Source organism: Microbacterium testaceum (genome assembly GCF_020781835.1).
GTDB lineage: Bacteria > Actinomycetota > Actinomycetes > Actinomycetales > Microbacteriaceae > Microbacterium > Microbacterium testaceum_H.
Genome location: NZ_JAJGNJ010000008.1, coordinates 54,207 through 66,870, shown reverse-complemented (window position 1 = coordinate 66,870; position 12,664 = coordinate 54,207). Strand labels below are relative to the sequence as shown.

Sequence of the window (12,664 nt, the reverse complement as noted above, 5' to 3'; positions counted from 1 at the left end):
CTCAGGCGTCGGGCGGCTCCGCCGCGTCGGGGCCGTCCGACGCCGTCGCATCGCCCGCCGCCGTCGCATCGCCCGCCGCCGGCGCGTCCCGGAGAGCCGCGACGCGCCGCGCGTGGTCGACGGCGCCCTCGAAGCCGGCATCCGGGTCGTCCATGAGCGCACGCGTCGCGAGGGCGTGGACGCGGACGCCCTCGTCCTCCGACCCCGCCGCGACGTCGACCGCCGCACCCGCCTCCTCGCCGATCATGACGAACGCGCGGCTGAGGCTTCGCCGCGTCTCGATGTCGCCCCGGCCCAGGTGCGTCGCGAGCGCGTCGGCGAGGGCGGCGCGCTCCCCGTCCGGCACGAGGCCGGCCGCAGCCCGCCATGCCGCGCGCGCCACGGCCGACTCCTCGTCGTGCAGCAGCGCGGGGGTGATCGCAGACCAGGTCGCCGGGTCGCCGATCTTCGACAGCGTGTGCAACCCCTGGCTCCGGGCCTGCGGGAAGGGCGACCCGAGTTCGGGCAGGATCGCGGCCACCACGGCGGAGGGGTCGTGCCGCGTGAGAGCCCACGTGAGCATGTCGCGGACGAAGAAGTCCGGTTCGACGGCGCACCGGGCCACCAGGACATCGATGAAGGCGTGGTTCGGGCGCGTGCCGGCGTCCATGGCCGCGCGCAACCGTTCCGAGGCATCCGCGCGTTCGAGGGCGGCGCGCAGACCCGCCGTGATGTCGCCGTCGTTCATTCGCGGTCCGTCCTTCCGTCGCCCGGCACAGCTTGCCACCCGCCGCCACCCGCGTCGACCGCTCCGGGGCCCGACCCGCGTCCGTGAAGGCATCCCCGGTTCTATGAACGACGGTTTCCGCGTTGTTACGGCCTGGTGAAAGTCAAATCCATCATTGAAACGGCGGATGAACGACTGATACCGTCGCCCATCATGAGCATTCCCGCCGATCGACGCCCTGTCCTCGACAGTGTGTCGAAGGCCATCGTCGAACAGCTCCAGGAGGACGGCCGCCGCTCGTACGCCGAGGTCGGCAAGGCCGTCGGCCTGAGCGAGACGGCCACCCGCCAGCGCGTGCAGAAGATGCAGGACGCGGGCATCCTCCAGATCGTCGCGGTCACCGATCCGCTGCAGCTCGGCTTCGCCCGCCAGGCGATGATCGGCGTGCGGGTCTCGGGAGACACCCGCGTGGTCGCGGCCGAGATGGCCGAACTGCCCGGTGTGACATACGTCGTCTCCACCGCCGGCTCGTTCGACCTTCTCGTCGAGGTGGTGTGCGAGAGCGACGACGACCTCATCGACCTGCTCAACGACCGCATCCGGTCGCTGCCCGACGTCGTGGCCACCGAGACGTTCGTGTACTTGAAACTCCACCGACAGCTCTACAACTGGGGAACGCGATGACGCTTCACGAAATCGACCTGCACACCGACCTCCAGGCCAAGGCCCGCGACCACCTCTGGATGCATTTCGCGCGCCAGTCGGTGATGACCGAGGGTCCCGGGGTCCCCATCATCGTCAAGGGCGAGGGACACCACATCTGGGATGCCGAGGGCAAGCGATACATCGACGGTCTCTCGGGCCTGTTCGTCGTCAACGCCGGTCACGGCCGCCGCCGCATCGCCCAGGCGGCCGCCAAGCAGGCCGAGGAGCTGGCGTTCTTCCCGCTGTGGTCCTACGCGCACCCGGCCGCCATCGAACTGGCCGACCGCATCGCGCACCTCGCCCCCGGCGACCTCAACCACGTGTTCTTCTCCACCGGCGGCGGCGAGGCCGTCGAGACGGCGTTCAAGCTCGCCAAGCAGTACTGGAAGACGCAAGGGCGGCCGACCAAGCACAAGGTCATCTCCCGCGCGATCGCCTACCACGGCACCACGCAGGGCGCCCTGGCCATCACGGGCCTCCCCGTGATGAAGCACATGTTCGAACCGGTCACCCCCGGCGGTTTCCGCGTGCCCAACACGAACTTCTACCGCGCCGAGGAGTCCGGTTTCGGCGGCGGGACGCCCGAGGAGTTCGGTCTGTGGGCGGCCGACCGCATCGAGCAGATGATCCAGTTCGAGGGCCCCGAGACCGTCGCGGCGGTCTTCCTCGAGCCGGTGCAGAACGCCGGCGGATGCTTCCCCGCCCCGGCCGGCTACTTCCAGCGTGTGCGCGAGATCTGCGACAAGTACGACGTCCTCCTCGTCAGCGACGAGGTCATCTGCGCCTTCGGCCGTCTCGGCTACTACTTCGGCGCGGAGGCGTACTCCTACCAGCCCGACATGATCACGTTCGCCAAGGCGGTGACCAGCGGATACTCGCCGCTGGGCGGCACGATCGTCAGCGATCGCGTGTACGAGCCGTTCGCGCACGGCGACGCCTCGTTCCCCCACGGCTACACCTTCGGCGGCCATCCCGTCTCCGCGGCGGTCGCGATGGAGAACCTCGACGTCTTCGAAGAGGAGGGGCTGCTGCAGAACGTGCGCGCGAACTCCCCCGTGTTCCGTTCGACGCTGGAGAAGCTGCTCGATCTGCCGATCGTCGGCGACGTGCGCGGCGACGGCTATTTCTTCGGGATCGAGCTGGTCAAGGACAAGGTCACGAAGGAGACGTTCGACGACGACGAGTCCGAGCGTCTGCTGCGCGGCTTCCTCTCCAAGGCGCTGTACGACGCCGGTCTCTATTGCCGCGCCGACGACCGGGGCGACCCGGTCATCCAGCTCGCCCCGCCCCTGACGATCGGTCCGTCCGAGTTCGATGAGATCGAGCAGATCCTGCGCTCGGTCCTCACCGAGGCCTGGACGCGCCTCTGACGGTCGAGCGGATGCCACCCCACCCCGGTGGCATCCGCTCCCCCGTCATCCGCTCCCATCCCGAGCGGTGCACCAGACGCTCTACCCGACATCATTCATCCGGTCGGATCCGCCGATCCCGACCCGCACCCTCCAGGAGAAGCCACGAACGAGAACATCGGCGCCACTGTGGCGCCCCCGTCCAGTTCGGGAGCCAAGCTCGCCCGCACCCTCGGCCTGTGGTCGATCGTGGGTCTGGGGCTCGGCTACATGACCCCGACCGTCGTCTTCGACACCTTCGGCCTCGTCGCCGAGGAGACCAGCAACGTCGTGCCCGCCGCCTACGCGGTGGCCCTCGTCGTGCTGGTGTTCACCGCCGTCAGCTACGGCAAGATGGTCCGCGCCATCCCGAGCGCCGGGTCGGCCTACACCTACGCTCGCGAGTCGATCCATCCCGGCGTCGGTTTCGTCGTCGGCTGGACCGCGCTGATCGACTACATGCTGCTGCCGATGGTGAACGCCCTGATCCTGCGCAGCTACATGGAGGCGCTCTTCCCCGACATCCCCGGCTGGATCTGGGTGGTCGTCTTCACCGCGGGCGTCACGGGCGTCATCTACCTGACCATGCGGGGCACCTCGAACGTCAACATGATCCTGCTGGTGTTCTCGATCCTCGTGATGGCGGTCTTCGTCGTGATGGTGGTCGTCCAGCTGGTCGGCGGCGCCGGAGCCGGCACGCCGGTGTCGCTCACCCCCTTCGTCCACAGCGAGGTCCAGTTCGGTGCGGTGCTCGCGGGCGCCACGATCGTGTGCTTCTCGTTCATCGGGTTCGACGCGGTGTCGATGTACTCGGAGGAGGCGAAGACGCCCAAGATCATGCCGCGTGCGATCGTGCTGACGCTCGTCGCCGGAGGCGTGATCTTCCTCATCGCCTCGTACGTGACGCAGTTGCGCTTCCCGGACTCCGCCGCCTTCCCGCCGGAGGCCATCGAGGACAGCACGCTGCCCGAGATCGGTGTCCAGGTGGGCGGTCCCGTGCTGCAGGCCGTGCTCACCGCCGCGGGCTTCGCGGCGACGCTCGCGTCGTGGCTGGCCTCGCACGCCTCGGTGTCGCGCATGCTCATGGTGATGGGCCGTAACAACGTCCTGCCCCGCCGCATCTTCGGGTTCATCAACCCCAAGACGCACACCCCGACGATCTCGATCATCATCGTGGGCCTGGTGAGCCTGCTCGCGATCTCGTTCACGCTCGAGCAGATCGCGGCGTACATCAACTACGGCGCCCTGATCGCGTTCACCTTCGTGAACATCTCGGTCATCGCGTGGTTCGCGGTCCGCCAGGGTCTGCGCAAGACGCCGGGCGACATCTTCCGGTACATCGTGATGCCCGGGATCGGCATGCTGCTGACGGGGCTGCTCTGGGTGAACCTGGACGGACACGCCCTCATCGGCGGTCTCATCTGGACCGGCATCGGCGTGGTCTACCTCGTCATCCTCACCCGCGGGTTCCGGCGCCCCATCGCGTCGTTCGACGAGAACCAGCCGGTCACGGGCGTCAACAAGACGGTCCCGGGCCCGCGCTCGGAGATCTGACGCCGCACCGCTGAGGCCGCGGCATCCTTCTTCGGAGGGATGCCGCGGCCGCCACGTTCCGCCATGGGTCTGCCGTGTCCGCCGGTCCGTCGCGCCGGTCTCCGGAGATCCGCCCCCGATGCGGCCCGCCGCCGCGGCAACGAGGCACCGGCAGCGACATTCTCCGGAGTCCGGCCCATCCCGGCCGAACCCCCGGGATGCCCGACCGATGGCGGTCAGGGTCCGAGACGGTCCCGGCGCCGGGCGAGAGTCGCGCCCTCCGGGCATGCTCCGCCGGTACCGGACGGGGCCCCGCCCGCCCCGCCGGTAGACTCGAGCCAGTGAGCACGACCCGCGCCGAAGCCGCCTACCTGCGCTCGGTCACGGCTTTCAAGAACCCGATGCTCGACCTGCTGCACGGGCGGTTCGCGCCGTTCGTCGTGGCCGTTCTGTCGAACGTCTTCTCGCCGGACCGTCCCGCCGTGGCCGTCGCCGATGCCCACGTCGAGGTCGCCGAGGCGATCGACGAACTGCGCGCGGCCGGCTACGACACCGAGGACGACCGGCGCATCCCGGCCGGCTCGGCCCGCGACATCTGTCGCGGCTGGGTGCGCGTGGGCTGGCTGAGTCTGCAGATCGAGGACGACGTGGAGGTCTACCGCCTGTCCGCGCACGCCGTGGGTGCCCTCGAGATCGCCGGTCGCGCAGGCGGAGGTCGCGCGCGCGTCTCGCGCTCACGCGTGCGCACCCTGCTCGACGCGGTCGAGCGCCTCGCCCGCGATGCCGAGACCGACCCCGCGCGGCGCCGGGAGGCGCTGCTCGCGGAGAGAGCGGCCCTGGACGCGGAGATCGCCGCGCTCGAGGAGGGCGTGATCGAACCACCCGACGACGAACACCTCCTGGAAGAGGCCGAGAACGTCATCCACCTCGCCCGGGAGCTGCCCGCCGACTTCTCGCGTGTGGCCGAATCGATCGCCGCGATGCAGCGCGACGTTGTCGCCGAGCTCCGACGCGACGCCCGTCCGACGGGCGACGTGCTGCGGGAGTACCTCGAGCGCGGTCGCCACGTCATGCAGGCCACCCCCGAGGGACGCGCGTTCCAGGGCGCGCTGCGCCTCATCGGCGACCCCGAGCACATCGACGATCTCACCGAGCAGTTGCACGCCGTGCTCACGCAACCCTTCGCACGCCTGATGACATCGGAGCAGCGCGGAGAACTGGATGCCATCGCCCGGCGCGTCGAAGCCGGCGTCCTCGAGGTGCTCACCGCGCAGCGGCGCGCATCGCACGTCATCACCGCCCAGGTGAAGACGCACGATCCGATCCGCGACCGGCAGGTCGACGACCTGCTGCGCTCGGTGATGGCGGGTCTGCACCGCTGGAGTCAGACGAGGGCCCCGGGCCGCGTCGAGCCGGTGCGCACGCTGCCCCTCGCCGACATCGGTCACCTCCGCCGTTCGCTCAGCGACATCCGCCCGCCCGGTGCCCCCGAGCCGTTGTCGACCGACGAGGCCGAAGTGGAGTTCGTCGATGCCGACACGCGCGCCTGGGGCGGCCCGCACTACGCCGAGCTCGAACGCTACGTCGGGACGCTCGGCGACCGGTTCGACTTGGCCGAGGCCTTCGCCGGCGCCGACGCGCGCACGCGCCGCCCCGTCGACCTCGTGGGCCTTCTCGAGATCGCCCACCGCGGCGGGATCTCCGAGGGCGACGAGGTATCCGTCGTCGAGGCCGTGCGCCCTGACGGCACCACGCGCCGCTTCGCCTTCACGGCGGTCACCGCCGTCCGTCCGACAGAAACGGATGCCGATGACTGACATCGACACGTCCGCCGCGGCCGTCCCCGCCCCCGGCGACGACACCCCCGCCTTCATCGCCCCCGTCGCGATGGAGAACGACCCCGATGCCCTGTTCGCCGGGGATCGCGGCATCCTGGACGCCGACGTACGCCGGGTGCTCGTACGCATCCTCCAGCGCCGGTTCCTGATGGCTGAGAGCTCCCCCGCCGAGTGGAGGCTGCTGCTCGAGCATCAGCAGATGATCGAGTCCCGCCTGAACGACCTGTTCGTGCGGCTCGTGGTCGACCATGAGCGCGGTGTGGCCTACAAGGAACAGGTGCGCAGCGACGAGGTCGACGTGCCGATCCTGCTGAAGGACGAGGCGTACTCGCGCGCCGAGACGCTCGTCCTGGTGTACCTGCGCACGGTGTTCCAGCGCGAGACCACCGCGGGTGCGCCATCCGCGCGGGTGGACGTCGAAGAGGTCGAGCAGACCGTGCTGACGTACTTCGCCGAGACCGACGGCACCCGGGCCAGCCAGCAGCGCGCTGTGCGGACCGCGATCGCGCGGCTCGATCGCGAGGGCATCATCGAGGAGGAGTCCGAGGGCCGCTACCGGATCGGGCCGCTCATCGAGATCGTCCTGAGCGCCGAGGTGCTGCGCGATCTGCAGCGCTGGCTGGACGCGCAGACGGCGGATGCCAACGCCCCCGGCGACCGCACGACCGAGACCGTGGCATCCGGGACCGCAGACATCTTCGAGGGAGAGCCCGCATGACGATGCTCGAGACGCTGTTCGGACTCATCCCCGCCGCCTCGCGCGGACAGCAGTGGGTCGCCGAAGAGCTCCAGCTGATCAACTGGGGCGGCTACGACGGCGAGCACCGCGTGCGCTTCGCGCCGACCGCGACCCTGCTGTGCGGAGGTTCCGGATCGGGCAAGTCCACGCTCATGGACGCCTACGTCGCGCTCATGATGCCGCACACGACCCCGTTCAACGGCGCCTCCAACGGCGCGGTCGTCGGGCGCCCGCGCGGGCAGGAGCAGCGCAACATCCTCTCCTACGGCCGCGGCAAGCTCGACGAGTCGCGCACCGACGAGGGCACGAAGGTCCGGGTACTGCGCGGCGACGGCGCCGACACGTGGACGGCGATCGCGATGACCTGGGCGGACCACGACGGCGCCCGCTTCACCGCGGTACGGGCGTGGTACATCCCCGCGTCCGCCCGTGTGCTCGACGACGCCGTGAAGGTGCGCGGCACGATCCACGGCGGCTTCGATCTGCGCGGTCTCGAGGGGGCAGCACGCCAGCATCTGTCCGATGCCGCCGTCCGCGCGACCGGTCTGGACACGCTCGCGACCGACCGCGAGTTCTCGGCGCGGCTGCACGCCGTGCTCGGCATCGGTGCCGCCGGGGCCGGGGCGAAGGCGATGAGCCTTCTCGCCCGCATCCAGGCGGGACAGCAGATCACCACCGTCGACGACCTCTACAAGCGCATGGTGCTCGAGGAGCCCGAGACCCTCGCCACCGCCGAAGCCGTGGTCGCCCACTTCGACGGGCTCGAGAGCACCCGCACCCGCATGCTCGAAGCGCGACAGCAGGTGCGCGCGCTGCAGCCGATCCGCACGATCACGGCCCGCATCGACGACGCCGCGGAACGCGTGCGCATCATCGAGGCGCTCGGTCGGTTCAACGACCCGGCTTCGCGCGCATCGCTGTGGCGGGCGCAGCGGCGCATCGACCTGCTCGGCGCCGTCGAGGACGAACTGCGCGAGCGCACCCACGCCACCGACGCCCTCGTGCGCGAACGCCAGGCCCTCGCCGACGCGGCGGAAGCGGAGCGAGACGGGCTCGGCGACGTGCTGCGTGCCGCCGGCGGCGACCGGCTGGACGCCGCCCAGCGGGAGCTGCGCGGGTGGGAACGCCGTCGCTCGGAGATGCAGCGCGACCGCGACCGGTTCGAGGTCGCGATCGCCGCGCTGGGCGTCGAGGTCGCGAACGCGACGCAGTTCGCCGCGCTCGCTGACGACGCACGGCGCACCCTCGGCGACACGGATGCCAAGACCGACGTGCGGGACGCGTTCGTCGCCGCCAGCAGCCGACACACCGCCCTGAGACAACAGCTCGCCGCGCTCGAGGCCGAGCACCGCCGCACCCAGACCCGGGACGACAACATCCCGCCGCGGTTGCACGAGGCGCGCGAGGCGCTCGCCGAGGCGGCGGGTCTCACGGCGGCCGAACTACCCTTCGTCGCCGAGCTCGTGGACGTGCGCACCGAGTTCGAGCCGTGGCGCGGGGCGTTCACACTCGCACTCGGCGGCTTCGCGACGACCCTGCTCGTCGACACCGCGCACCTGGCATCCTTCCGCGCGGCGATCGACGGCGTGCGCCTGTCGGAGCGTCTGCGGTTCGAGGGCGTGACCACGGGCCTCCCCGAGCGCACGGGACTCGATCCCGCGACGCTCCCCGGCCGCCTGGACTACCGCCCCTCCCCCTTCACCGGATGGCTGCAGGACCGCTTGGAGCAGCAGTTCGCCTTCGTGTGCGTGGATGCCGCCCGCGACCTGTCGCAGCACCGGATGGCCCTCACCATCTCGGGACAGAGCAGCCAGGGCGCGCGAGGAGCGCACGGCGGTTCGGCGCGGCAGAGCGTCCTCGGGTTCTCCAGTCGCGTGCGGCTCACCGAGCTCGGCGACGAGATCGCCGGCGTCCGACGGGACCTCGAGCGCGCGAAGGCCGCCGTCGACGAGGCGGCCGCAGCGCTGGACGCGTTCGACGATCGCCGCAGCGCCTTCGAGAAGATCGCCGACCTCACCTGGGACCAGGTCGACACGGCATCCGTGGATCGCGAGATCGAGCGCTGGACCGAGACGATCACCGAGATCACCGCCGGGAACCCGCGCATCGCCGAACTCCAGGAGCAGATCTCGGGCACGCGCGCCCGCGCCGCTCGTCTGCGGGAGGAGATCGGCGGCGCGAAGACGGAGCAGCAGCGGCTCGCCGCCCGCTGGGCCGAGATCACCGACGAGGTCGACGCCGCCCACGTGCGCCTCGAAGAGGCCGAGGACGCCGGTCTCACCCTCACCGACGACGAGGCCGCCTACCTCGACGCCCTCTTCGTCGCACCCGACGGCGACGCCGCGTCTCCCTCGCAGCGTCTCGCGCGCTTCGACGCGGCGCTGGAATCGGCGTCGAAGCGGCTGCTCGAAGACCAGCGGGCCGCGCAGGAGACCTGGGGCGAGCAGCGCGAAGGCCTGCGCCGCACACTCACGGCCTTCATCGACCGGTGGCCGAGCCCGAATCTTCTCGCCGACCCCGACGAGTCGCTCGGCGACTTCGAGCGCATCCTCACCGACCTCGAGGCGAGCGGGCTGCACGAGCTGGAGGCCGAGTGGCGTGACAGTCTGCTGCGTCTGTCCGGCAACGACCTCACGAACCTCGACGCAGCGCTGACGCGGGCGCTCCGCGAGATCCGCGACCGCATCGCACCCATCAACGACATCATGCGCGACCTTCCGTTCTACGACGACGATCACCGCCTGCAGATCGTGCCGCGCGAGAGCCAGTCCGAGGTACGGCGACGCTTCCGTCGGGAACTGCGCGATGTGCGCGCGGCCATCGACGCCGCCTCCAGCGACGAGGAACGCGAGGCCGTCTACGGCCGGATGGCACGCCTCATCGGCCGCATCCGTCCCACCGCGCCCGATTTCGCCGACCTCGTCGACGTACGCAATCACGTGCGCGTGAGCGCCGAGCGCTTCCGCGCCGACACGGGCGAGCACGTCGCGCTCTACGACCACATCGGCGAGAAGTCCGGCGGCGAGTCGCAGGAACTGATCGCCTTCATCGTCGGAGCCGCTCTGCGCTACCAGCTGGGGGATGCCGGCGCCGAACGTCCGCGCTACGCCCCGGTGTTCCTCGACGAGGCGCTCATCAAGGCCGATGCGCACTTCACCAAGCGCGCGATCGGCGCCTGGCGCGGCCTCGGGTTCCAGCTCGTGATCGGTGCACCCAACGACAAGTACAGCGCGATCGAGCCGCACGTCGATGTCGAGTACGACATCCTCAAGGACACCCGCGGGCGCTCGTGGGCCAAGGCGAAGGTGGCGCTGCCGGCCTGACCCGGGTGCGCATCCTCCGCGATGCGCACAACCTCAGCCGCGATCGCCGCGCGAGAGCTGACCTTGTGCGCATCTCTGCGGCAGCGGCGACGCCTCCTATGCGGTGAGGAGAGGCGCGGCCGGAACGCCGCGGCCGTGCCCGACCGCGAGAGCCCGCGTCGGCGCAGTGCCGTACAGCTCGCCCAGGCGCAGATCGCCCAGAGCCGGCTCTGCCGCCACTCGGGCGGCGATCGACCGAACGAGCAAGACGGTCGAGGGCGCTCCGGCGGCATCCGAGCCCAGGGCGTGCTCGACGGTGTCGAGCAGTCCTCTCAACCGCTCGTCGTGACAGCGGGCGTCGTCGGCACCCAGCCAGGCGAGGAGGTCGGAAAGAGTCCACTTTGAATCGATTGGACTCCACTCCGGGCACATACGTGTCTCAATTGGTTCCATTGGATCACAGTGACGCATCCACCTTGGGGATCGAAAGGTTCCACTCGACCATCGGTGGACCGTTCTCTCCGCCGAGAGGAGCGTTCTCGACGGACAGCGTCGTGGTTCCGCCGGCGGACTCTTCCACGCGGCCCGCCGCGTGCACGCCCACAGCGAACGAGCCCTCGGGAATTCCGCGCCCGGTCCCTACGCTGTGTGCTGAGGGCGCGGTGGAAGGCGGTTGGGATGCAGGGACTCGAAGTCACGGTGCTGCTCGGGCTGGCGATACTCCTGGGCACGGTGCTGGCCCCGCGGCTGCGCGTGGCGACACCGCTGGTCCTGCTGGTGATCGGGCTGGCTCTGGGCTTCGTCCCGGAGCTCCGGCAGATCGAGCTGCCACCGGAGACCGTGCTGCTGCTGTTCCTCCCGGTCCTGCTGTTCCGGGAAGCATGGACGACCTCGCTGCGCTCCGTGCGCCGTTCGCTGCGATACATCGTGCCGATGAGCACCCTCCTCGTCGTGGCATCCGCGTTCGCCGTCGCCGGTGTCGCGACATGGATGGGCGTGCCATGGGAGGCTGCGCTCGTGCTGGGCGCGGCGGTCGCTCCCCCCGACGCCACCGCCGTCGCCGCCCTCGGACGCCTCCTCCCCGAGCGCACCTTCATGAAGCTCAAGGCCGAGAGCCTCACCAACGACGGAACCGCGCTGGTGCTCTACTCCATCGCGGTGTCGCTCCTCATCGGCGACCAGATCACCCCGTGGGAGATCACCGGGATGGTGCTGGTGTCCTACCTCGGCGGCGCGGTCGCCGGTGTGGCCGTCGCCGCACTCGCCTTCCTGGCGCTGCGGCGCATGGAGTCCACGCTCACGATCAACCTGACCCTCGCACTCGTTCCGTTCGTGGCGTTCCTGCTCGCCGAGGTCGCGCACGCCTCGGGAGTGCTCGCGGTCGTGTTCGCCGGCCTCATCGTCGCGTGGATCTCTCCACGGATCACCACCGCCATGTCGCGGAGATCGGCGGATGCCACCTGGCCCTTCGGTGTCTACCTGCTCAACGGCGCGCTCTTCGTGCTCATCGGCCTCGAGATCCAGCTGGTGCTGCACGAGATCTCGCCGTCGGAGATCGGGGTCCTGCTGCTCATCACCGTGGCGGCCTGGATCGTGCTCGCCGTCGTGCGCTACCTCTTCCAGTGGCTGTTCTCTCCGTTCTCCCGCCCCGCCACGGGATCGTCCCGGTCGGTGCGGCACCGATCGCGCGTGGTGAGCACGGTCGCGGGCTTCCGCGGCGGCGTCTCGCTCGCGATCGCCCTGTCTGTTCCGCTCACCATGGCCGACGGCTCACCCGTCCCGGGCCGAGAGGCCGTCGTGTTCATCACCGCGGGCGTGATCGTGCTGACCCTGCTCGTGCAGGGGCCGCTCCTGCCGGCGGTGATCCGGTGGGCGAACCTGCCGTCCGACGACGCCGCGATCGAGGAGTTCGAGCTCGCCCAGCGGGCGATCTCCGGAGCGGCCCTCGCCGCCCTCGACGACCTCGCCGCCGAGCACGGGATCAGCGACGTGGTGAAGGACCGCGCGCGACGCGAGGGCTACGAGCGTCTCGAGCTGGCGAACGCCCGCGCCCTGGCACGCCTGCGCGCGGCGGAGGAGCGCGACCGCGACGACGACGACATGATGGTCGGCGACGACGAAGCCGCCTCCCGGATGGGTCCCGTACCCCCCGGCCCGGACGGGGACGACGACGGCCGGCGTCCCGCGGGGCGGTTGGAGATGATCGCCGTCAGCGACGACATCGACCTGACCCAGCGCTCGCCGCTGATCCGGCACCGCGAAGCGACACGACTGCGTCTGGCGATCCTCGACCGTAAGCGCGAGGTGCTGCTGCGGCTGCGCCGCGAGGGCACGATCGACGACCTCGTCGCACGCCGGATCCTCGCCGACCTCGACATCGAAGAGATCCGGGCGCGCGGCATGGACAAAGCCGCGGACTGACGGTCGCGCGACGACGCCACCGGTCGCACGGG

9 protein-coding genes are annotated in these 12,664 nt (G+C 70.6%); 7 read left to right on the top strand and 2 right to left on the bottom strand.

Translation table 11 applies throughout. The features are described 5' to 3' along the window. Position 1: 1 nt before the first annotated feature. Positions 2-727 (bottom strand): HEAT repeat domain-containing protein, encoded by a 726-nt coding sequence (locus LL239_RS12575; protein WP_228163783.1) that lies wholly within the window; start codon positions 725-727, stop codon positions 2-4. A 192-nt stretch (positions 728-919) separates the two neighbouring features. Between LL239_RS12575 and LL239_RS12570 the strand changes: the two genes are divergently transcribed. The 6 genes from LL239_RS12570 (at position 920) to LL239_RS12545 (ending at position 10,232) form a co-directional block, all read left to right on the top strand. Then, complete coding sequence (locus LL239_RS12570) at positions 920-1,390, top strand: Lrp/AsnC family transcriptional regulator (protein WP_228163782.1); 471 nt, start codon at positions 920-922, stop codon at positions 1,388-1,390. Continuing rightward, a complete protein-coding gene (locus LL239_RS12565) occupies positions 1,387-2,781 on the top strand; it encodes an aspartate aminotransferase family protein (protein ID WP_228163781.1) in 1,395 nt (464 codons plus the stop codon). The genes LL239_RS12570 and LL239_RS12565 overlap by 4 nt, the downstream gene beginning before the upstream one ends. Positions 2,782-2,997: 216 nt before the next feature. Next, entirely contained in the window at positions 2,998-4,353 is a 1,356-nt protein-coding gene (locus LL239_RS12560; RefSeq protein ID WP_228163901.1) for an APC family permease, read from the top strand. 320 nt (positions 4,354-4,673) lie between these two features. Beyond that, on the top strand, positions 4,674-6,149 hold the full coding sequence (locus tag LL239_RS12555) for a DUF3375 domain-containing protein (RefSeq protein WP_228163780.1): 1,476 nt from the start codon (positions 4,674-4,676) through the stop codon (positions 6,147-6,149). Continuing rightward, positions 6,142-6,888, top strand: a complete 747-nt coding sequence (locus LL239_RS12550) for a DUF4194 domain-containing protein (RefSeq protein ID WP_228163779.1) — start codon at positions 6,142-6,144, stop codon at positions 6,886-6,888. Before LL239_RS12555 ends, LL239_RS12550 begins: the two co-directional genes overlap by 8 nt. Beyond that, positions 6,885-10,232, top strand: coding sequence for an ATP-binding protein (locus tag LL239_RS12545; RefSeq protein WP_228163778.1), 3,348 nt, complete (start codon positions 6,885-6,887; stop codon positions 10,230-10,232). The genes LL239_RS12550 and LL239_RS12545 overlap by 4 nt, the downstream gene beginning before the upstream one ends. Positions 10,233-10,328: 96 nt before the next feature. Here LL239_RS12545 and LL239_RS12540 read toward each other — a convergent pair whose 3' ends face one another. After that, positions 10,329-10,664, bottom strand: coding sequence for a hypothetical protein (locus tag LL239_RS12540; protein ID WP_228163777.1), 336 nt, complete (start codon positions 10,662-10,664; stop codon positions 10,329-10,331). 225 nt (positions 10,665-10,889) lie between these two features. Here LL239_RS12540 and LL239_RS12535 point away from each other — a divergent pair, with 225 nt between their 5' ends. Next, the gene (locus tag LL239_RS12535; protein WP_228163776.1) at positions 10,890-12,632 is read left to right on the top strand and encodes a Na+/H+ antiporter; all 1,743 of its coding nucleotides are present in this window, start codon (positions 10,890-10,892) and stop codon (positions 12,630-12,632) included. The last annotated feature ends 32 nt before the right edge of the window (positions 12,633-12,664 follow it).